This is a genomic window from Prochlorococcus marinus str. MIT 9314 (assembly GCF_000760035.1).
Taxonomy (GTDB): Bacteria; Cyanobacteriota; Cyanobacteriia; order PCC-6307; family Cyanobiaceae; genus Prochlorococcus_A; species Prochlorococcus_A marinus_B.
Genome location: NZ_JNAO01000012.1, coordinates 138,298 through 159,766 on the forward strand (window position 1 = coordinate 138,298; position 21,469 = coordinate 159,766).

Consider the following 21,469-nt stretch of genomic DNA (forward strand, 5'->3'; position numbering starts at 1 on the left):
TATTGATTTAAGTTTTTTCATTAACGTCAGTTTTAGGTTGAAACATAAACATTGAATAGATAACATTTCGTCTCATATTAGTCATCATTTCAAGAAACATGTCATATCCTTCGTTTTTATATTCGATTAAGGGATCTTTTTGACCATAACCTCTCAATCCGACTGATTCCCTCAAAGAATCCATGGATTGCAGATGTTCTCGCCATAAATTATCGATTTGCTGCAAAATAAAAAATCTTTCAGCTTCTCGCATTAATCCTGGACGAATCTTTTCTATTTGTGATTCCTTTAAATCATAAGCTATTCGCAACTGCTCTTGAAGATAGTTTTTTAATTCTTCTATTGACAGTAAATTAATATCATCAGATTTAAGATCATCTAAAAGATATATAAATTCTTTAACTTTAGAAATTAATTGATCAATATTCCACTCTTCAGGAGGAAGATCAGGATTAATATAAGCATCTACAATTTCAATCATTGTCCTTTCTCCATATCCTATTACTTGTCTTTTTAAATCAATTCCTTTCAATACTCTTAGTCTTTCGCCATAAACTGCTTTTCTTTGATTGTTCATTACCTCGTCGTATTCAAAAACTTGTTTTCTAATATCGTAATAGTAGGTTTCAACTTTCTTTTGAGCACTTTCTAGAGATCTAGTAAGCATTCCTGACTCAATAGGCATATCTTCATCAACCCTAAAAGCATTCATTAAATTGGCTACTCTATCACCTCCAAAAATCCTCAATAAATTATCATCTAAAGATAAAAAGAATCTTGTACTTCCAAGATCACCTTGTCTTCCTGCTCTTCCTCTCAGTTGATTATCCACTCTTCTTGATTCGTGTCTCTCAGTACCAATAACATGTAAACCTCCGGCTTCTCTTACTTTTTCTTCTTCATGAATCAAAACTTTTTCATATTCTTTTTTTACATCAGACAAAGATTCTCTCAAAAGCTTTATCAAGTAATCATTAGTTGGTGCTTTTTCTGCAGCTGTAGCTATCTTGTCATCAAGCTCCAAGACAGAAAGTTTTCTATCTCCCCAATTTTTAACAAGTTCATCAGATAAAAGAGAGAGTTTCTTTTCAATTTCTTCATCTAGTTTGCAGGGGAAAAGACTTGTTGAAGAATTTGAAATGTTCTTTTTCAAATTTGAATCAGCTTTTGTAGAAAAACCAGTCTTAGACTTTGAACTTCTTTGTTTAGGTATTGGTGGCTTATGCTCATTATCAGGCTTGACTAACAAAGGAATTAAAATTTCTTTTAATTTAAGCCTTGCCATATAGTCACTATTACCGCCAAGAATTATATCCGTTCCCCTTCCAGCCATATTAGTCGCAATAGTAACAGCACCTGCTCTTCCCGCTTGAGCAACAATTTCTGCCTCACGTTCAACGTTCTCTGGCTTAGCGTTTAACAAATTATGCGGTATTTTTTCGGCAGATAAAAGTGAACTTAGTAATTCACTTTTTTCAACACTTGTTGTACCAACTAAAACAGGTCTACCATCTTTATGAATTTGTGCAGTTTCTTTAGCAACGGCTTTCCATTTACCAATCTCTGTCTTAAATACTTGATCAGACCAATCTTGTCTCTTTCTTATTTGGTTTGTAGGTATAACTGTTGATTCTAATTTATAAGTTTTTTCAAATTCAACTTCCTCAGTTTTTGCAGTTCCCGTCATTCCTGCTAAACCGGGATATAAAAGGAAAAAATTCTGATAAGTGATTGATGCTAATGTTTGAGTCTCAGGCTGAATTTTAAGACCCTCTTTGGCTTCTATTGCCTGATGTTGTCCATCGCTCCAACGCCTTCCAGGCATTACCCTACCAGTAAATTCGTCCACTATGACAGCCTCTTCGTTCTTAATTATATAATTTACATCTTTAATAAATAAATCTTTGGCTTTTAAAGCGTTAGTTATATAGTGCGCCCAAGGATCTTGAGGATTATATAAATCATTAACTCCCAAATACTCTTCACATTTTGCAAAACCCTGATCAGTTAATATACAACTTCTCTGTTTTTCATCAACTTCATAATCCCCTTCTGGATCAATACCATCTTTACTTAATTCTTTTGCTTTGACTAATGCCAGAGATAATTCTGCAGCTTTTTGATATTTTTCTTGTGGTCTTTCAACTTGGCCAGAAATGATTAAAGGCGTTCTTGCTTCATCAATTAATATTGAATCTACCTCATCAATGACGCAATAATTAAATTTTCTTTGAACTACCTCACTAATATCGGTAGCCATATTGTCTCTTAAATAATCAAATCCTAATTCTGAATTTGTTGCATAAGTAATATCACAATCATAATTTTTCTTCCTCTCAACTGGATTCATATCTTGCTGAATTAAACCAACGGATAAACCTAAAAAACGATGAACTTGTCCCATCCACTCTGCATCCCTTCTAGCTAAATAATCATTGACAGTAACAACATGAACTCCTTTCCCCGTAAGAGCATTTAAATAACAAGGTAAAGTTGCGACAAGAGTTTTTCCCTCTCCAGTCTTCATCTCAGCAATTTGACACTCGTTTAAAACCATCCCGCCTATTAACTGAACATCAAAATGTCTCATATCAAGAACACGTTTACTTGCTTCTCTAACAATTGCAAAGGCTTTAGGAAGAAATTCTTCAAGTAGTTCTTTTTGTTTTTTAAAATCTAATTCTGCTGAAATATTTGATTTAAGATTTTGAGTTTCTTGTCTAAGCTCATCATCAGTCAATTGAGAAATTTCTTCTTCTAAAAAATTTATCTCTTCCACTATTGGTTGATAGCGCTTTAACTTTCGTGTATTCGGATCTCCCAACAAAAGTTTTAGCATAAGTCAAAGTCCTTAAAAAATTCATCTTATTACAATCATTATAAATTAGTGCGTTACAACAGAATGAAGAAAAATATTATCTCTTTATTTTATATAAACGATCGATTAAGGTATTTAGATTGAAGTCACATAAATAACCTAGTTGACATCACTTTTCAAAATCTTTTTAATAAATGAAAAAAATATCTCTAATCAAACATGCCAGAGGAGCTTTAGGGTTAAGGGTTTTTGGATTAGGTCCTAATCTTAAACCTACAAATGGATTAATTAAGCTACAAAAATTATTAGATACAAATGCTTTCTGGGCACAAAAAAGAACAATTAATGATCTAAAAAAATGTCTTGCTAACAGTGATGTGGTAATAAGTCTTTGGGTTGGTCAAGAAATAGTTGGTTTTGGCAGAGCTTTAACCGATGGGATTTACCGCGGAGTGCTTTGGGATATTGTTATTGATGAAAATCACCAAGGCAAAGGTTTTGGTACATTAATTGTAAAAAATCTTTTATCTTCTAAAAAAATTAAAAATACAAAAAAATTATATTTAATGACAACAAATAAAAAATTGTTTTATTCCCAATTTAATTTTAAAGATGTTACTTCTCAAAATTTATTGATTCATGAAATATAAAACACTCTGTTTCTAAAGAAAACAAAATCAAGAAATAAATTTACTATAAAGCCATCTTATAAAAGGTCCTAAAATAGGAACTGGTCCAAAAGTTGGGCCGCAGAAATCAAAGTAATCTCTGTGCTCTGTTATTAATCCATTTTTACCAAATAATAAACGAGTAGTTCCAGGATAGATAAATTCTTTACCCATAATTTTTAAACCCATAGTCCATTCCACAAATCCACAATTCCCAGTAATGGAAATTGCATGAGTTTCTAAAAAAACATCATCACATCTTTTAACAAGCTTTTCTTGAGCTTTAACATAAGAATCTAAGCCCTCTGTTTCCTGCGTAGGGTCTGTAAAAATAACATTCTCATTATAAAATTCAGCCCATTTTTGTTTTGTTGGTGCATCTGTACCATAAGGTTTAGTAAATAATCCCTTTAAATCCTCAATAGAAATTACTCTTGTCATTACGAAATTTTTATTAAGAATATCTTAAAAGATACAAACATTAAGAGCGGATGAAGAGATTCGAACTCTCGACATTCTCCTTGGCAAGGAGATGCTCTACCACTGAGCTACATCCGCATAACTTTTTTATTTTATATCAAAGAAGGGATCAATGATAAAAATAATTCAATTTTTTCAATTAATTTAAATTTTTTATTAAGGATCCCATCTCAATTGCTTGTAAAGCATAATTCCAACCAAGATTATTTTTAATCCCTGCTCTTTCTAAAGCCTGCTGCATAGTATCAGTAGTTAAAACTCCAAAAATAATTGGAACATTATTTTCATTTGAAACTTGTGAAATACCTTTACTCGCCTCAGATATAACTACATCATAGTGAGAAGTTTCACCACGGATCACAGCCCCAAGAGCAATTACAACATCATAACTCTTTTTTTTTATAAGAGTTTTAGCTGCGATTGGTAATTCGAATGAACCAGGAACCCAAACTATATCTACTTGATTGCTTAATTCAGAGGTATCTAAACCATGTCTTTTTAAACAATCAAGACAACCAGATAGGATTTTATTTGTAATTAAATCATTAAATCTTGCTATTACAATCCCAACTTTTAAAGTAGAGGCATTAGTAAAAGAACCCTCAAAAATAGCCATTAAATTTTACTTAGATATATTAATAGACTCTCACGAAAAGGTATTAAGTTCAAACTAATGAAGAAACTATCCCTGTAACAAAAACCAAAACAACCCAAACAGCAGCAATAGAATAAATTTTTCTCCTACTTTCTCGCTGTCCTTCCTCAGTAGAAGGTTGAGTCACATATAAAACGGGTACTCCAACTACCGCAATTAAAGAAGCAAATAATAGAGCGTTTACGAAGAAAAAGTTAACAGCCTGCATAATTCAGTCTTAGGTTTCAAATATTATAAATACTATAATCTCATGAAAATGATAATTTTTGGAGAAAATTTACATACTTTAGCCACTTTAAATGCAAAAAAAAAAATTCTACCTAATATCTATTTAGGAATTAAAAAAGTATGCAAGAAGATACGATAATTCAAAAGAATTTATTTGCGATTGGTAATGATAATAATGAACAAAAAGAAATAACAAAAATTCCAGAAGATTTATCTTTGGAAGATTTAAAAAAAGAATCGCAAAAAAGACCCAGACAAAGAAAAAATTCAACTAATTTAATAAATAAATTCAAGACTGATTTAATTTCAAATAACAAAAATGTTTGCATCAATGAAGAATCTTATAGCTATAAAACAGTTTCAAAACTGAAATTAACTCCTGTAATGAAGCATTATGTAACTCTAAAAGAAGAAAATAAAGATAGGTTATTACTTTATAGATTAGGAGATTTTTTTGAATGTTTTTTTGAGGATGCTGTATTAATATCTAACCTTTTAGAAATAACGCTTACCAGTAAAGATGCTGGCAAAGAGATTGGTAAGATCCCTATGGCAGGGGTTCCCCATCATGCAATGGAGAGATATTGTGCTGATTTAATTAAAAAAAATTATTCTGTGGTTATATGCGATCAATTAGAAAAAAGTTCTGGAAATTATGGCACTCCAATTAAAAGAGGAATAACGAGAATAATTACTCCTGGCACTGTAATTGAAGAGGGGATGTTGATAGCAAAGAAAAATAATTGGATTAGTGCTATTTACTTATCAGAAGAAAACTCAGATGAATCTTATGAATGGGGTATATCAAAAGCTGATGTAAGCACAGGAGAATTAATAACTTTAGAAGGCCAATCTCTGTCAAAACTATTTGATGAAATTATTAAATTAGATTCTTCAGAAATCATTGTAGGAAGCAATGCAGTAAGAGATTTATTAATTAAAGGAAATAGTCAAATTACATATACTGTTTCTCAAGAGACTAATTTTGGAATTAATGAAGCAAATTATCTAATAAAAAATTATTTCCAAATTGCAAACCTAGAGGGAATAGGACTTAAAAATTTAAACAATGCAACTAGATCACTTGGAGGTTTATTAAATTATTTAGAAAAAATTAATCCTTCAAATTTAGATAAAGATTCTTCTTTAAAAATCTCATTAGACTTTCCACAAATCCAATATGGTCACAACAAATTAATTATTGATTATCAAACTCAAAAAAACTTAGAAATCAAAAATACTCAACGAGAAAACAATTATGTAGGTTCGCTACTATGGAGTATTGATAGGACTTATACCTGCATGGGCGCAAGGTGTTTAAGAAGGTGGATAGATTCACCACTATTAAACGTTAATGAAATTTATAAAAGACAAAATATAATTACAAACTTTCTTGAATCTAAAAAATTACGTACAGATACCCAAAATTTACTTAGAGCAATGGGGGATTTAGAAAGACTTGCAGGTAGAGCTTGTGCAGGTCATGCAAGTCCCAGAGACTTAATTGCAATAGCTGAAGGTTTAAAAAAATTGCCTAGACTAAAATCCATAATTGAATTATTTAAATATGATCTGCCAGATTGGACTGATCAATTAAAAAATATTGATGAAGGACTCTTAGAATTAGCTGATACTATAAGTTTTAAATTAGTAGAAAATCCTCCTCTAAATATTAGTGAAGGAGGCATGATCCACGATGGTGTTGACAATATATTAGATGGTTTACGAAATTTAATGGATGATTACTCTGAGTGGCTAAATAAAGAGGAATCAAAGGAAAGAAAAATTAGCAAAATTTCAAACCTAAAAATTCAATTTCATAAAAATTTTGGTTATTACATTTCTATTAATAAGTCAAAAGTTAATTTAGCTCCACAACATTGGATCAAAAGGCAAACACTTACTAATGAAGAAAGGTATATCACTTCTGAAATTAAAAATAAAGAAAATAAGATTTTCCAAATAAAAAGTAGAGCTTCATCAAAAGAATATGAAATTTTCTGCGAATTAAGAAATATAGTTGCTGAAAAAACAAAACAAATAAGATCAATCGCAAAATCCATAGCATCTCTTGATGCACTACTTGGTTTATCAATTACTTCAGTAGAAAACAATTTTATAAAACCTTCATTAATACCAATAAATGATTCAATAACAAAAAATAGTACAAAAATTATCGCAGGAAGAAATCCAATTGTAGAGCAATTGTTAAGTGATAAAAAGTTTGTAGCAAACGATATCTCTTTTGAGGATAATCAAAAATTAATTATATTAACCGGTCCCAATGCAAGCGGAAAAAGTTGCTTTATAAGACAACTTGGTTTAATACAAATTCTCACACAAATTGGTAGCTTTGTTCCTGCTAATAATGCTGAAATCAAGATTGCAGATAGGATTTTCACAAGAATTGGGGCTGTTGATGATCAATCATCTGGACAATCAACATTTATGGTAGAAATGTCTGAAACTGCATCAATTCTAAATCAGGCAACTTCTAGCTCACTAGTTTTACTTGATGAGATTGGCAGAGGGACATCTACTTTTGATGGACTTTCAATAGCTTGGTCAGTAAGTGAATATCTTGCAAAAAAAATTCAATGTAATACTATTTTTGCTACGCACTATCATGAGCTTAATTATTTAAAAAATTCAAATAAGAATATACAAAATTTTCAAGTTTTAGTAGAACAAAATAACGATCAGCTAATTTTTAGCCACAGGATTATTAAAGGGGGCTCAAACAAAAGCTATGGCATAGAAGCAGCTAAATTAGCAGGAGTCCCAAAAGAAGTTATAGAAAAAGCAAAATCAGTTTTAAATTCTTTAGAAGAAAATAACAAATTAAATTATGATATTAAGTAGATTTTTGACATTTTTATAAAATAAATACTCTTTAAATAGTTTCCCTCAATAAGGCGTTAACCGCAGCAGCTGCCATGGCAGCACCTCCTCTAGTTGAATTCAAAACAATTCTAGGAAGATCGGTGGAAATCAATTTATTTTTGCTATTTTCTACTCCAATAAATCCAACAGGCATTCCGATAATTAAACTAGGTAAATCTTTTGAATTTTCTAAAATATCAATTAAATAAGTTAACGCTGTAGGCGAACTGCCAATAACTACAATAGGAGATTTGCTTCCAGAATTTATAGCGGATAACTCCTTCCAACCTTCACTTAAGCCATATGCAGTTTTAGTTAAGTTTGTATGATTATTTTTTCCAAACCACATTCTAGCGGTGAATACTGTATTACTAGTTGTATTTTCTGCCATGGATTTTATTGCTGCTGCTGCCATATCGGTATCAGTTAAAATCGGAGCACCATTTTTAAGTGCCTGAAGACCCTTTTCACAAGCACCTTCACTAAAATTTAAAAGATTTTGAACCGTAAAATCTCCTGAAGTATGGACTAATCTCTCTAATACTTTTTTTTCCAAATAATTTAGATCATTTGCTGCTAAACGAGATCTTATGAATCTGATGCTTTCCAAAAAAATTGGATGATCTATTACCATTAAATTTAATTTGTGTTAGAAGTAATCATAGTTAATATATGGGTTTTATTGAGCTATTATGCCAATACAAATATTATGGGGTAATGATCTAAATGCTCAAAATACATTTATTCAAAAATTAATTGATAAGGAAGTATCCAAAGAATGGAAAGAAATAAACGTAACTAATTTAAATGGAGATGATGATGAGCAAGTCAATAAAGCTTTTGATGAAGTTCTTACACCTCCTTTTGGAGATGGATACAGAATAGTTACATTGAAAAATAATCCCATTTTTACTGCCAAAAATGAAGATCTAAGAACTAAATTTGAAAAAATTCATGACAATATACCTCAAAATACTTATTTCATTTTGCAAAATACAAAAAAACCAGACTCAAGACTAAAGAGTACTAAATTTTTACAAAAACTTATTAAAAATAATTTAGCCAAAGAAAAATCATTTTCTTTACCAGAAATTTGGGACTATGAGGGCCAAAAAAGATTTTTAGAAGATGCCGCAAATGAAATGAATATCAAAATTGATAAAAATGCAGCTGAATTAATAATTGATTCAGTTGGTAATGACAGCTTTAAACTAATAAATGAATTAGCTAAAGCTAAAACATACCTCTCTGCAATATTAAGTGATTCGAATTCACAACTTTTTCTTAAAAGTATTGATGTAAAAAAAATATTTAGTGATCATCAATCTAATATTTTCAAAATCATTGATCTTCTCTTACAAAAAAATATTAATGAAAGCCTCATTGAAATAAATTATTCTTTAAAGAAAGGAGAACCTGCTTTAAGACTAAATGCAGGTTTAATTAGTCAAATAAGAATTCATACCATTGTCAAGCTATCAGTTAATTCAGGTAACGATAATGCAGAAAAGATTTGTAATCTTGCAGGCATTTCTAATCCAAAACGAATTTTTTTTATTCGAAAAAAAGTCAAAAATGTATCTCAAGAATATTTAATTAATTTAATGAGTAACTTACTAGATATTGAATCATTACTAAAACAAGGTAATAATCCCATAAATGTTTTTACAGAGAAATTAATTAAATTAAGTTAACCAAATTATAAGTTTAAGAATTTACATTATCATTTAAATATGGCTTTACTAGTAAAAAAATTTGGCGGTACTTCTGTCGGTGATATTAAAAAAATTAAAAATATTGCAAGTAGCATTTGTCAAAGTAAAGAAGCAGGGAATGAAATTGTAGTAGTTGTCTCTGCGATGGGGCAAACTACAGATGATTTAAATTGTTTAGCGGAATCAATTAGTAAAAATCCCAATCGAAGAGAAATGGATATGCTTCTCTCAACTGGAGAGCAAGTAACCATAGCTCTTCTATCAATGGCATTAAACGAGTACGGAATACCTGCAATTTCAATGACTGGTAGCCAGGTTGGAATTATTACTGAATCAATTCATGGTAAAGCGAGAATTCTGGATATTAAAACAGAAAGGATCCAAAATTATTTAAATCAGGGTTTTGTAGTTGTCGTAGCTGGATTTCAAGGAACAACATTAAGCCATACGGGTTCAATGGAAATTACAACTTTGGGTAGAGGTGGTTCAGATACTTCCGCGGTAGCTTTATCAACAGCTTTAGGAGCTGAGACTTGCGAAATTTATACAGACGTTCCAGGGGTTCTTACTACTGATCCAAGGATTGTTCCTAATGCAAAACTCTTAGATGAAATTAGCTGCGAGGAAATGCTTGAACTTGCAAGCGTCGGTGCTTCAGTTCTCCATCCAAGAGCAGTAGAAATTGCTCGCAATTATGGAATTAAATTATGTGTCAAATCAAGCCAAAGTGACTCCAGTGGGACTCTCTTAGAAAGTCAAATCCAGCCTCTCCCGCTAAAAAGAGGAAGCTTAGAATTAACAAAAACAGTCAATAGTCTTGAAGTATTAGAAAACCAAGCAGTATTCAGTCTCTCAAATATTCCTGATAGGCCTGGGATTGCTGCACAAATATTTGAAAAACTTTCAGAAGCAAGTATTAACGTAGATTTAATAATACAAGCGACAAATGATGGAAATAAAAACGATATTACATTTACTGTTGGTGTATTAGAAGTAAAAAAGACTGCAGAACAATGTGAACTTATAACTAGTCAATTAGGGGGAGAATTTAACTTAAAAACCAACATGACAAAATTAAGTATTCAGGGAGCAGGCATTATGGGCAGACCTAGTGTTTCAGCTGATTTATTTGATACTTTATCTCAAGCGAATATAAACGTTAGGTTAATAGCTACTAGTGAAATTAAAGTCAGCTGTGTAGTTGAAATTAATAATATACCAAAAGCTATTAGATTTGTTGCTGAGAAATTTAAGTTATCCGATACACAAATATTTGTTAATCCAATCAATGAAAAACAAGATCAACCTGAAGTAAGAGGAATTGCATTAGATAAAAACCAAGTTCAGGTAAGCTTTCGAAAACTGCCTGATCGTCCAGGTGTAGCAGCATCGATATGTTTAGCATTAGCTGAAAATAATTTACTTATCGATACTATTGTTCAGTCTGAAAGAATTTCCACTTTTAAAACTAAAGATATTAGTCTTACAATGAATAAACAAGATAGAGAAAAAGCTAACTTAGTTTTTGAGGCCTTAACTAAAAAATTACCCGGATCATACATTGAAGATGGCCCTGCTATAGCAAAAGTAAGTACTGTAGGAGCGGGAATGGCATTTAAGGTTGGGACGGCTGGAAAAATATTTAGAGCATTGGCTGACCAAAATATCAATATTGAAATGATTGCCACTAGTGAAATTAGGACTTCATGTATTGTCTTAGAAAAAGATTGTGACAAAGCAGTTAATGCGATTCATAATCATTTCGAATTAGAAAAATAAGTTCTTTTTAATTATTTCTTGCCAATTTTTGTCTTAATTTTTTGATTCTATCCCTCAAATTTGCTGCTTCTTCAAAATTTAACTCTTTTGCAGCGTCTTTCATTTTAATTTCTAACTTTTCTATTAAGTCAGGCAATTCTTCGAGCAAACATTGATTATCACTGGAACTGAGAATTGCGTCAGTTTTGTTATTAACTATATTTATTAAATCTTTAGATAAACCACCAGCATCAAGTTTTCTGGAAAGTTCTAGAAAAGATAATATTGAATTTTCTATTTTTTTGCCTGCAGGTTTTGGAGTAATACCATTGACTTGGTTATATTTTTTTTGAATAGTTCTTCTTCTATCAGTTTCAGATATTGCTCTTTTCATTGAATCTGTGAAGTTATCTGCATAAAGCAAAGCAACACCTTCAACATGTCTAGCAGCTCTTCCTATTGTTTGAATCAATGACCTTTCTGCCCTCAGAAAACCTTCTTTATCAGCATCTAAAATGGCGACTAAGGATACTTCTGGAAGATCTAGTCCCTCTCTTAATAAATTAACTCCTACCAAAACATCATATTCGCCCATTCTAAGGTCTTGAATAATTTCAATTCTTTCAATTGAATGGATTTCGGAATGCAAATATCTAACTCTTACTTTATTTTCAGATAAAAAATCAGTTAGATCTTCAGCCATTCTCTTAGTAAGTGTTGTCACAAGCACTCTTTGATTCTTTTCAGCTCGAATTCTTATTTCAGATAACAGATCTTCTATTTGGCCTTCACTAGGTCTTACATCAATTACCGGGTCTAATACCCCAGTTGGTCTTATAACTTGCTCAATAAATTCACCATCACATTGATCTAATTCCCATTGGCCGGGGGTTGCACTTATAAATAATGTCTGTTTTGATTTTTCCCAAAACTCTTCACATTTTAAAGGTCTATTGTCTGCAGCACTTGGCAATCTAAAACCATGATCTATTAAAACTTTTTTTCTTGATTGATCACCGTTGTACATCGCATGAAGTTGAGGACATGTTACATGACTCTCATCAACTACCAACAACCAATCTTTGGGAAAGTAATCTATTAAACATTCTGGCGGTGAACCTTCCTCCCTACCTGATAAATGACGAGCATAATTCTCAACTCCATTACAATAACCAACCTCTTTAAGCATTTCTAAATCATATTTTGTACGTTGTTCTAAACGTTGAGCCTCTAATAATTTTCCTTCGTATGCAAATTTATCTAGTTGAGTTTTTAATTCACTTCTAATTGCACTTATTGCACTCTCAAGTCTTTCTTTTGGAGTTACAAAATGCTTCGCTGGGTAAACGCTAACTTGTTCCAAACTTTCAAGTATTTCTCCTGTAGTAGGGTCAACATATCTAATAGCCTCGACTTCATCACCAAATAACTCAATTCTTATTAATCTATCTTCATAAGCTGGACCGATTTCTAAAACATCACCTTTAATTCTGAATCTACCTCTAGTAATTTCAATATCATTTCTAGTGTATTGATTTTCAACCAGAGACCTCAAAGAAGAACGTAGATTTATTGATTTTCCCACTTCAAATTTAACTGCAGCTTTTAAATACTCACTCGGTATACCAAGACCATAAATACAACTTATTGAGGCTACAACAATTACATCTTTTCTTTCAAATAATGAGCGTGTTGCAGAATGCCTAAGCATATCTATTTCTTCATTAATTGAAGCAGTTTTGGCTATGTAAGTATCACTTACAGGTACATAAGCTTCAGGTTGGTAATAATCGTAGTAAGAAATGAAGTACTCAACAGCATTTTTTGGAAAAAATTCCCTTAATTCATTACATAGTTGTGCAGCCAACGTTTTGTTATGGGCTAAAACAAGTGCTGGCCTTCCTGTTTGTTGAATTACATTGGCAATGGTAAATGTTTTTCCAGTTCCAGTAGCTCCTAAAAGAGTCTGAAACTGTTTACCATTATTTACGCCTTTAACTAATTTTTTAATAGCTTCTGGTTGATCTCCATTTGGTTCGTAAGGAGCTTGAAGCTTATAGTTGTTCATCAAGCTAGGAGTTAAAGGATGTTGCTATACTAAGAAATTTTTTCTCCAATTATTGAATTTTTCAAAGATTCTTTTAGTCCCCTAACAACCGCAATCATTGATATTAAATCATCTAATTTATTAACCACCGATCCAACCCCAACTGCTGAGGCTCCAGAAGATATTGCTAGTGGACAAGTTACTTGGCTTAATCCAGAGGCACTCATGATTGGTATATTCAGAGATTGTTTCTTAAATTCTTGATGAATAGCATAGGTAGATGCAAGAGTTGGTACTGATTTTTCAAAAAAACCTTGAATTCCTGGAGAGTAAGGAGTAGAACTGGTACCACCTTCTGTTTGAATAATATCAACGCCTTCTTCCACTAGCTTTACAGCAAGATCAACTTGTTTATCAATAGGCATAGTATGAGGAACAGTTACTGATAAAGGAAAATTAGGCAATAAATCCCTCGTCTCTTTTGTAATGTTTAAAACTTTTTTATCTGAAAAATGAATGCCTTTTTCATAAAAAGTATCGTAATTTCCTATCTCAATTAATGATGCTCCTGCTTTTACACAATCTTGAAAAGATCGAGGCACTACTGAACTAACACAAACTGGTAGTGTTGAATTCTTAAGTGCTAAATCAACGAGTTCGGGTTTACAAGCAATATCGACAAGATCTGCACCTCCTAATGAAGCAGCCTCAACAATTATTTTCACAGACTGAACATCGAAATTATTCAATCCTGAAATAACTTTGAGTAAGGATTTGCTTCTTAACTCTTCTTTGATTTTTTGTGGCAAAAGATTAATCAGACTCATTGACTTAATGAATTTATTACCCGATTGTGACATTGTTTTAGTAAAACAGTGCATTTTTTAAAAAATATTATCTGAGCAACACAAAATGACTGATAAAAAATTAAGTCAGAAAAATTGGTCATCATGGCATCATAAGCTTCATAAGGAGATTCTTGCCAAAAAAATATTAATTCCCAAAGAATCCAATATTTTAATAAGTGTTTCGGGGGGTCAAGACTCAATGGCCTTATTAACCCTAATTAATGACCTAAAAAAACTACATAATTGGTCCATTAGTGTTTGGCATGGTGATCATCAGTGGCACGAAAAATCATCACTTTATGCTCTTGAATTAAAAGATTATTGCGAAGATAAAAATATTTCATTCTCTTTTGATCAAGCAAATAAAGAAGGTATTTCTTCAGAAGAAAAAGCACGAGAATGGAGATATAAAAAATTATGTGAAAGAGCCAAAACTTTATTAAATAAAAACCAGGAAAAACATAATATTTATTTGCTAACTGGTCACACGAGTAGTGATAATGCAGAAACATTTATCCTCAATTTATCTAGAGGAAGCAATTTTGCAGGTCTGAGTAATATTGAGAGTAAAAGATTAATAGAAAATCAAATTTATTTAATAAGACCAATATTAATTTTCAGTAGGGAAGATACAAAACAATTTTGCAATGAAATGAAGATTCCAGTTTGGGAAGATCCTACAAATTCAGATCTTAAATTAAAAAGAAATTTAGTAAGAAAAAAAATTATTCCTACCTTAGAAGTCATCTATCCTGGTTGTTCTGAGAGGATAAATAATTTTTCCCAAAAAATGAGCAAATACAATAATGAACGTAATGATCTAAGTGAACTAGCATATTTTTATTGTAAAGATGTTAAAGGTATCGATAGGAATCTCCTAAATGGTATGTGTATTGAAGCGAGGTGCACAATTTTAAATAGATTTTTAAAAGAAATATCTCCAAAGCAATGTAGTTCTAAAAATCTGACAAAATTAGCAACTTCAATTTATGAAAAAAATAAAGGTCAAATTAATCTGCAAGAGTTTTTAAAAATTGTTTGGGATAAAAACTATATAAATTTTGAAAAAAGTTAAGATGTTACAGCAGATCTTCTTCTTCTTGTTCTACCTTCAAATGAATCTTCTGTAGCAGTCTCAGCTGATGGATTCTGTGATACTTTTGAACTTTTTTGGGAATTTTGTGGGTTATTTGAACTATTAGGATGACTATTATTGTTTGATTTCTTATGGAAATTATTATTATTTCTATTTCTATTGGAGAAATTTTGCTCTTCTGTAATCTTTGGAATATAAGCACGAGTTCCACTTGGAGCAGGTTGAACTAAACACAAAATAAGTGGTTCAACTTGTAATTCTCTTCTCATTCTTCTCGATAAACCATTTTCAATTTCTCTTTGTACACCAATCCAATCTACCTCAAAATTATTCGGCCCAGTTTGTCTGGATAATTGTTTCCATCTATTTTCTAAGACCCAGCTTATTTCTCGTTCTGTCCACATAGACATTTTTCTTGGCTCTGCAGTAGTAACAACTCCTCTCAAATTAACTCTAGGAGGCGCAACCATCTTCCCATCTGTACTAATAGGAGCTAAAACAGTTACTACACCATCCCCAGCTAATTGCTGCCTTTCCTTTAATACTCGAGCGTCTACAATCCCATTTCGTGAGTTATCAAGCAGTTCAACACCAGCTTTTACAGGATCACCCTTTTGAATAGAATTAGGTGTTAACTCAACTACATCTCCATTTTCAATAATTAAGATATTGTCCTTTGGAACCCCCATAGTTTGTGCACTCTTCCCATGACAAACAAGCATTCTATGTTCTCCATGAACAGGAACAAAAAACTTAGGTTTTGCGAGTGCCAACATTAACTTTTGATCTTCTTGAAAACCATGACCAGAAACATGAATATTCTCACCCTTTCCATAAACAACCTTTGCTCCGAGTTTCATTAATCTATCTATTGTATTAACAACAGAAATAGTATTACCAGGAATTGGGCTAGCTGAAAATATTACAGTATCAGTAGTCTTAAGCCGAACATGTTGATGTTCACCACGAGAGATTCTGCTTAACGCTGCTAGGGGTTCTCCTTGACTACCCGTCATTAATAATAAGGTCTCCCTATCTGGCAAATCTCTAATTTGCTTGATAGGAACAAACAAATCATCTGGGCATTTCATATAACCAATATCTCTTGCCTTAGCAATAACATTTATCATCGATCTACCTAACAAACCGACCTTTCTTCCATGTTTCATGGCCAATTCTAAGATCATTGTCACTCTATGCACAGAACTAGCAAAAGTGGTGAGGATAACTCGTTCTTTTGCCTCTGCAATATGTTTTTCTAAAGAGGGATAGATAGTCTTCTCAGAAGGACAAAAACCTGGAACTTCGGCATTAGTAGAATCACTGAACATGCATAAAACACCCTTCTCTCCGTAATGCACCATTCTTTCAATATCAAATTGCTCTCCATCTACTGGCATATGATCAAACTTAAAATCTCCCGTAAAAATAATTGTGCCAACAGGTGTTGTAACTGCTAAAGAAAAGCTATCGCAAATAGAATGGGTATTTCGAATAAATTCAACAGAAAAATGTTGTCCTACTTTTACAACATCTCTAGGATTTACTGTCTGTATAGTTGTTCTATCAGATACCCCTGCTTCCTCCATTTTTCCTCTAAGCATTGACATTGCAAGTCTTGGGCCATAAATAATGGGAATATTAAAATGCTTTAGATGATGAGAAATACCTCCAATGTGATCTTCATGCCCGTGAGTGACAATCATTCCTTTTATTCTTCTTTGATTTTCTTTTAAAAAAGTTGTATCAGGCATAACAACGTTGACGCCATGCATACCATCAGATGGGAAAGCTAGGCCAGCATCAACAAGCATTAATTCATCACCATATTCAAAAACGCAAGTGTTTTTTCCTATTTCATGTAATCCTCCAAGAGGTATTACCCGTAGAGCTGGAGTATTACTTTTAGATCTAGATGAATCATGAGTAGATCTATTTACAGTTGAATTTGTACTTGATTGCATAATTTTGAAATTTATGAAGGCCTGCTTGTAATCAAATAAGGTTTATTTAAATTTAATTATCAAGTTAAATATAATCCCTATTATAGGGAATTCAGGATAAAAGATAGTTGCTTTTTCATGTCATTGTTTAAAGGTGACAAAGGACTCCTAGGATTACCTACATCCCATCCCGATAGCTCCAAAGCAGCTTTAATTGGGATTGGATTAGTAGTCATAAAGAGTGCTTTGAAAAGAGGCTGAAGTTTTTCATGAATAGCAAGAGCATTGGAAACCTTTCCACTTTGAAAAGAATGAATCATCTCTTTCAATTGCAATCCAACTAAATGACTTGCAACACTTACTACTCCTACAGCACCTACCGATAACATTGGAAGCAACAATGAATCGTCGCCACTATATACAGAGAGTTCGGAGCCACAAATAGCCCTTAATTCTGTTACTTCCTCTATTCTACCGCTTGCAGCTTTAATACTGAGAATATTTGAGAAATCCATAAGTTTCTTCACAGTATCAGGTAATAAATTGCATCCAGTCCTGCCAGGAATGTTGTAGAGCATAAGAGGTAAATCCTTTGCAGATTTAGCTATAGAACTGAAATGTTTATAAAGACCTTCTTGAGGGGGCTTATTGTAATAAGGAACAACGACCAAAGCACCGTCGGCACCAGAATCGTAAGCTTTTTTTGTAGCTTCCACAGCTTCGCTTGTACAATTACTACCAGTGCCAACTATTACTTTACAGCTTGCATCTAAAGATCCTTTTACCGCAATAAATAAATCATGCTGTTCCGCCCATGAAAGAGTCGGAGATTCTCCAGTAGTACCGCACAACACAATTCCATCGGAACCGTTCTCAAAAAGATAATTTGAAAGTTTTATAGCTAGTTCATAATCTACATCTCCATTCTCAGTGAATGGAGTAACCATTGCAGTCAATATTCTTCCAAATAGTGGATTATTACACTCAGTTTTGTCTGTAATCATTTTTTTGGAATTAATAACTCAGCTATTTGAACAGCATTCAAAGCTGCTCCTTTTCTTATTTGATCTCCACATAACCATAATTCTAATCCATGAGGCTGACTTATATCAGTTCTTAGCCTGCCAACAGCAACATTATCCCTTCCCATAACGTCATTTGGCATAGGAAATCTATTATTTTTGTAATCCTCAATAACTTCAATTCCAGGAGATTGTTTTAATTCTTCAAGAGCATCTTTAGGCTCAACTACATCGGCAAATTCAATATTGATCGATTCAGAGTGTGCTCTCAGTACTGGGACTCGAACACATGTAGCAGAGAGCTTTAAATCAGCAATATTTAATATTTTCCTTGTCTCATTAACCATTTTCATCTCTTCTTCGCAGTAATTATTTAAAAGCATAGGGGAATTATGCAAAAACAAATTAAAAGCAAGGGAGTATGGCAAAACTTTACTTTTTTGAGGATTTCCTTGAAGATATTGTTCAGTTAAAAGTTTTAGTTCCTCCATCGCCAGTTGGCCTGCACCACTGACAGATTGATATGTTGAGACAATAACTCTTTGAATAGTCGAAAGTTTGTTTAATGGAGCTAAAACTAATGTCAACAAAATGGTAGTGCAGTTTGGATTCGCTATTACCCCATCATGATTAAGTACGTCACTAGCATTAACTTCAGGGACTATAAGAGGGACGTTCTTATCTAATCTGAAAGCACTTGAATTATCTATCAATAAAGCATTTTGATCAATAATGGTAGACAACCATTTTTTTGAAATACTTCCGCCAGCTGAAGCCAAAACTAAATCAAGATTCTTAAATTCTTCCTTAGTTGTTTTTTTTGTAACTAATTCTTCATCTTTCCAAATAATTTTTTTTCCTTCTGACCGCTCTGATGCAAGCAAGACCAATTCTGATATTGGGAAATCACGTTGTTCAAGAATTTTTAGCAATTCAGATCCCACAGCACCTGAAGAACCTAAAACAGCAACTTTTAATGGCCTATTAGGCAAATACGGAGATTGTCTCACACTTTAAAATGATTTTTATAAATAGATTGACTATTTTTTTTACTTTATCAAAAAATTAACTTTCAAGGAAATCACATAATGTGAAATAATTAAGATTCGACTTATAGTAATAACTTAGAAAAACATGGCTAAAGATGCACTAATAGTCAAAACAACTCCTCTGCCTCAAAGTAGAATTTCATTCGAATTAGAAATACCATCTGAGACATGCAAAACGTGTGTAAATGAAACAATCAGTTCTATCAGTCGTTCGGCTAAAATTCCGGGATTTAGACTTGGTAAGATTCCTAAACAAGTCTTAATCCAAAGAATTGGCATCACGCAATTACACGCTTCTGCTCTAGAAAAAATTATTGATAAATCATGGCAAGAAGCGTTAAAAATAAAATCTATAGAGCCACTAAGTGAGCCAGAATTGATAGATGGATTTGAATCTTTACTTGCAAAGTTTAGTCCTGAAAAATCACTTAAGGTTACTCTTCAAACTGATATTGCCCCAGAATTAAAACTTAAAAAATCCAAAGGACTAAGTGTTGAAATATCAAATACAAAGTTTGATCCTAAGTCAATAGATGAAGCGCTAGAAAAATCTAGAAATCAGTTTGCAAACATTATTCCAGTTACCAATAGAGCAGCAAAATTAGGAGATATTGCTGTAGTTAGTTTCAAAGGAAAATATAAAGATTCTGGTAAAGAGATTGATGGTGGAACAAGTGAATCAATGGATCTTGAGTTAGAAAAGAACAAAATGATTCCTGGTTTCGTTGAGGGAATCGTAAAGATGAAAATTGGTGATACTAAAACACTTAACCTTAAATTTCCTGATGATTATTCTCATGAGGATTCAAGAGGCAAAGAAGCAATTTTTGAAGTAAATCTTAAGGATCTTAAGGAAAAAGAATTGCCTGAACTTAATGACGATTTTGCAAAACAGTCTGGCAACAAAGAATCATTAAAAGAGTTAAAGAAAGATATTGAGAAGCAACTTAAAGACAATTTTGAAAAAACTCAAAAAGATATCAAAATTGAAGCTTTATTAGATGCTTTAACAAACGAATTGGTTGCTGAAATTCCAAAATCTATGATTGATATAGAAGTGAGGAATAATATTGAACAAACCGCTCAAAGATTTGCTCAACAAGGTCTTGATGTAAAATCTACTTTCACTCCGGAATTAGTTAAGTCATTAGCAGAGTCCACAAGGCCTCAAGCTGAAAAAAATGTTCAAAGAAATTTAGCTTTAAAAGCATTAGCTGAAACAGAAAACATCAAAGTCGAGAAAGATGAAATTGATTTAAAAATGAAAGATTATGAAGCTGCAATCTCTCAATCTTCAAAACAAATAGATATTAAAAGATTAACAGAAGTAGTAAGTAACGATCTACTCAAAGAAAAATTAATAATTTGGCTTGAAGAAAATTCTGAAGTAAAAGAAAAAACTACAAAAACTTCTAAAGCTACAAAAACCTCCAAAACATCAAAAGCCGCAAAATCTGGGACTAAAACAACAGGAACTACAAAAACTACAAAAACTCGAAATAAAAAAGAAAAAAAATAATTTATGAAATTTCCTACTAATTAAACAAAAACCCCCTAAATTATTCATAAGACTCAAACTAAGTTGTGAACTCAGAAAAAAAACATTTAATCCAAAGCTCAATAAGTTCTTACGAAAGTAATCATAAGACTATTGCCGCTGTTCCAACTGTTATAGAACAATCAGGTAGAGGAGAAAGAGCTTTTGATATATATTCAAGGTTATTGAGGGAAAGAATAATTTTTTTAGGTACTGGAATTAATGATCAAGTATCTGACTCCCTTGTTGCACAATTATTATTTCTTGAAGCTGAAGATCCCGAAAAAGACATACAAATATATATTAATTCTCCTGGAGGCTCAGTAACTGCAGGAATGGCCATTTATGACACCATGCAACAAATATCGCCTGATGTAGTGACAATATGTTTTGGGGTAGCCGCAAGTATGGGGGCATTTCTACTTTCTGGAGGAGCAAAGGGGAAAAGATTAGCTTTACCTAATTCTAGGATTATGATTCATCAACCTCTAGGAGGTGCGCAAGGTCAAGCAGTAGAGATTGAAATACAAGCTAAAGAAATACTTTTTCTTAAGAAAACATTAAATTCACTTTTAGCTGAACATACTGGTCAACCTTTAGAAAAAATTAATGAAGATACAGAAAGAGATTACTTTTTATCCCCCTCAGAAGCAGTCGAATATGGATTAATTGATAAAGTTATCAAAAAGTGACAAGGGGTCCTGATTTTTTAAGAATATGAT

Annotated in this window: 17 protein-coding genes and 1 tRNA gene; 7 read left to right on the forward strand and 11 right to left on the reverse strand. The window is 32.2% G+C overall.

All coding sequences use genetic code 11. The features are described 5' to 3' along the window. Positions 1 to 7 precede the first annotated feature (7 nt). On the reverse strand, positions 8 to 2,839 hold the full coding sequence (gene secA / locus EU98_RS02365) for a preprotein translocase subunit SecA (protein ID WP_193743026.1): 2,832 nt from the start codon (positions 2,837 to 2,839) through the stop codon (positions 8 to 10). A 173-nt stretch (positions 2,840 to 3,012) separates the two neighbouring features. Between secA and EU98_RS02360 the strand changes: the two genes are divergently transcribed. Next, positions 3,013 to 3,468: a GNAT family N-acetyltransferase gene (locus tag EU98_RS02360; protein WP_032516143.1), complete on the forward strand. Its 456-nt coding sequence runs from the start codon at positions 3,013 to 3,015 to the stop codon at positions 3,466 to 3,468. Positions 3,469 to 3,495: 27 nt separating this feature from the next. Here EU98_RS02360 and EU98_RS02355 read toward each other — a convergent pair whose 3' ends face one another. The 4 genes from EU98_RS02355 to psbZ form a co-directional block, all read right to left on the reverse strand. Beyond that, entirely contained in the window at positions 3,496 to 3,927 is a 432-nt protein-coding gene (locus EU98_RS02355) for a nuclear transport factor 2 family protein (protein ID WP_032516144.1), read from the reverse strand. A gap of 45 nt (positions 3,928 to 3,972) precedes the next feature. Then, positions 3,973 to 4,044 (reverse strand) — tRNA-Gly (locus EU98_RS02350). Positions 4,045 to 4,105: 61 nt separating this feature from the next. Then, positions 4,106 to 4,582, reverse strand: coding sequence for a 6,7-dimethyl-8-ribityllumazine synthase (gene ribH / locus EU98_RS02345; protein ID WP_032516145.1), 477 nt, complete (start codon positions 4,580 to 4,582; stop codon positions 4,106 to 4,108). A gap of 49 nt (positions 4,583 to 4,631) precedes the next feature. Continuing rightward, the gene (gene psbZ, locus EU98_RS02340; protein ID WP_002807211.1) at positions 4,632 to 4,829 is read right to left on the reverse strand and encodes a photosystem II reaction center protein PsbZ; all 198 of its coding nucleotides are present in this window, start codon (positions 4,827 to 4,829) and stop codon (positions 4,632 to 4,634) included. Between the two features lie 140 nt (positions 4,830 to 4,969). On the opposite strand from psbZ, the gene mutS reads away from it, so the two are divergent. Next, positions 4,970 to 7,711: a DNA mismatch repair protein MutS gene (gene mutS, locus EU98_RS02335; protein ID WP_032516146.1), complete on the forward strand. Its 2,742-nt coding sequence runs from the start codon at positions 4,970 to 4,972 to the stop codon at positions 7,709 to 7,711. 31 nt (positions 7,712 to 7,742) lie between these two features. On the opposite strand, the gene EU98_RS02330 is transcribed toward mutS, so the two are convergent. Next, entirely contained in the window at positions 7,743 to 8,366 is a 624-nt protein-coding gene (locus EU98_RS02330) for a precorrin-8X methylmutase (RefSeq protein ID WP_032516147.1), read from the reverse strand. Between the two features lie 58 nt (positions 8,367 to 8,424). On the opposite strand from EU98_RS02330, the gene holA reads away from it, so the two are divergent. Together holA and EU98_RS02320 are read left to right on the forward strand one after the other, a co-directional pair. Then, positions 8,425 to 9,426 (forward strand): DNA polymerase III subunit delta, encoded by a 1,002-nt coding sequence (gene holA, locus EU98_RS02325; protein WP_032516148.1) that lies wholly within the window; start codon positions 8,425 to 8,427, stop codon positions 9,424 to 9,426. Positions 9,427 to 9,465: 39 nt separating this feature from the next. Next, positions 9,466 to 11,226 (forward strand): aspartate kinase, encoded by a 1,761-nt coding sequence (locus EU98_RS02320; protein ID WP_032516149.1) that lies wholly within the window; start codon positions 9,466 to 9,468, stop codon positions 11,224 to 11,226. Positions 11,227 to 11,233: 7 nt separating this feature from the next. Here the strand turns inward: EU98_RS02320 and uvrB are convergent, their stop codons facing one another. Further along, positions 11,234 to 13,273, reverse strand: coding sequence for an excinuclease ABC subunit UvrB (uvrB, locus tag EU98_RS02315; RefSeq protein ID WP_032516150.1), 2,040 nt, complete (start codon positions 13,271 to 13,273; stop codon positions 11,234 to 11,236). A gap of 29 nt (positions 13,274 to 13,302) precedes the next feature. Continuing rightward, on the reverse strand, positions 13,303 to 14,079 hold the full coding sequence (locus EU98_RS02310; RefSeq protein ID WP_025927750.1) for a DUF561 domain-containing protein: 777 nt from the start codon (positions 14,077 to 14,079) through the stop codon (positions 13,303 to 13,305). A gap of 85 nt (positions 14,080 to 14,164) precedes the next feature. On the opposite strand from EU98_RS02310, the gene tilS reads away from it, so the two are divergent. Next, positions 14,165 to 15,175, forward strand: coding sequence for a tRNA lysidine(34) synthetase TilS (gene tilS / locus EU98_RS02305; RefSeq protein ID WP_032516151.1), 1,011 nt, complete (start codon positions 14,165 to 14,167; stop codon positions 15,173 to 15,175). Here tilS and EU98_RS02300 read toward each other — a convergent pair. The 3 genes from EU98_RS02300 to EU98_RS02290 all read right to left on the reverse strand — a co-directional run bounded on the left by EU98_RS02300 (position 15,172) and on the right by EU98_RS02290 (position 19,171). Beyond that, positions 15,172 to 17,160 (reverse strand): ribonuclease J, encoded by a 1,989-nt coding sequence (locus EU98_RS02300; protein ID WP_032516152.1) that lies wholly within the window; start codon positions 17,158 to 17,160, stop codon positions 15,172 to 15,174. The genes tilS and EU98_RS02300 overlap by 4 nt on opposite strands. Positions 17,161 to 17,240: 80 nt before the next feature. Further along, entirely contained in the window at positions 17,241 to 18,143 is a 903-nt protein-coding gene (gene dapA, locus EU98_RS02295; RefSeq protein WP_011819263.1) for a 4-hydroxy-tetrahydrodipicolinate synthase, read from the reverse strand. Further along, positions 18,140 to 19,171: an aspartate-semialdehyde dehydrogenase gene (locus EU98_RS02290; RefSeq protein ID WP_032516153.1), complete on the reverse strand. Its 1,032-nt coding sequence runs from the start codon at positions 19,169 to 19,171 to the stop codon at positions 18,140 to 18,142. Before EU98_RS02290 ends, dapA begins: the two co-directional genes overlap by 4 nt. Before the next feature lie 124 nt (positions 19,172 to 19,295). Here EU98_RS02290 and tig point away from each other — a divergent pair, with 124 nt between their 5' ends. Together tig and clpP are read left to right on the forward strand one after the other, a co-directional pair. Further along, positions 19,296 to 20,729 carry a trigger factor gene (gene tig, locus EU98_RS02285; protein WP_032516154.1) on the forward strand — a complete coding sequence of 478 codons (1,434 nt, stop codon included), beginning with the start codon at positions 19,296 to 19,298 and terminating at the stop codon, positions 20,727 to 20,729. Positions 20,730 to 20,818: 89 nt separating this feature from the next. Then, a complete protein-coding gene (gene clpP / locus EU98_RS02280; RefSeq protein ID WP_072165467.1) occupies positions 20,819 to 21,439 on the forward strand; it encodes an ATP-dependent Clp endopeptidase proteolytic subunit ClpP in 621 nt (206 codons plus the stop codon). Positions 21,440 to 21,469 lie beyond the last annotated feature (30 nt).

Coding starts and splice junctions, on each gene's coding strand:
- dapA (WP_011819263.1), bottom strand. CDS start 18,143: ATGATTACAGACAAAACTGAGTGTAATAATCCACTATTTGGAAGAATA.
- ribH (WP_032516145.1), bottom strand. CDS start 4,582: ATGGCTATTTTTGAGGGTTCTTTTACTAATGCCTCTACTTTAAAAGTT.
- holA (WP_032516148.1), top strand. CDS start 8,425: ATGCCAATACAAATATTATGGGGTAATGATCTAAATGCTCAAAATACA.
- EU98_RS02320 (WP_032516149.1), top strand. CDS start 9,466: ATGGCTTTACTAGTAAAAAAATTTGGCGGTACTTCTGTCGGTGATATT.
- EU98_RS02310 (WP_025927750.1), bottom strand. CDS start 14,079: ATGAGTCTGATTAATCTTTTGCCACAAAAAATCAAAGAAGAGTTAAGA.
- secA (WP_193743026.1), bottom strand. CDS start 2,839: ATGCTAAAACTTTTGTTGGGAGATCCGAATACACGAAAGTTAAAGCGC.
- tig (WP_032516154.1), top strand. CDS start 19,296: ATGGCTAAAGATGCACTAATAGTCAAAACAACTCCTCTGCCTCAAAGT.
- mutS (WP_032516146.1), top strand. CDS start 4,970: ATGCAAGAAGATACGATAATTCAAAAGAATTTATTTGCGATTGGTAAT.
- psbZ (WP_002807211.1), bottom strand. CDS start 4,829: ATGCAGGCTGTTAACTTTTTCTTCGTAAACGCTCTATTATTTGCTTCT.
- EU98_RS02355 (WP_032516144.1), bottom strand. CDS start 3,927: ATGACAAGAGTAATTTCTATTGAGGATTTAAAGGGATTATTTACTAAA.
- EU98_RS02300 (WP_032516152.1), bottom strand. CDS start 17,160: ATGCAATCAAGTACAAATTCAACTGTAAATAGATCTACTCATGATTCA.
- tilS (WP_032516151.1), top strand. CDS start 14,165: ATGACTGATAAAAAATTAAGTCAGAAAAATTGGTCATCATGGCATCAT.
- EU98_RS02360 (WP_032516143.1), top strand. CDS start 3,013: ATGAAAAAAATATCTCTAATCAAACATGCCAGAGGAGCTTTAGGGTTA.
- uvrB (WP_032516150.1), bottom strand. CDS start 13,273: ATGAACAACTATAAGCTTCAAGCTCCTTACGAACCAAATGGAGATCAA.
- EU98_RS02330 (WP_032516147.1), bottom strand. CDS start 8,366: ATGGTAATAGATCATCCAATTTTTTTGGAAAGCATCAGATTCATAAGA.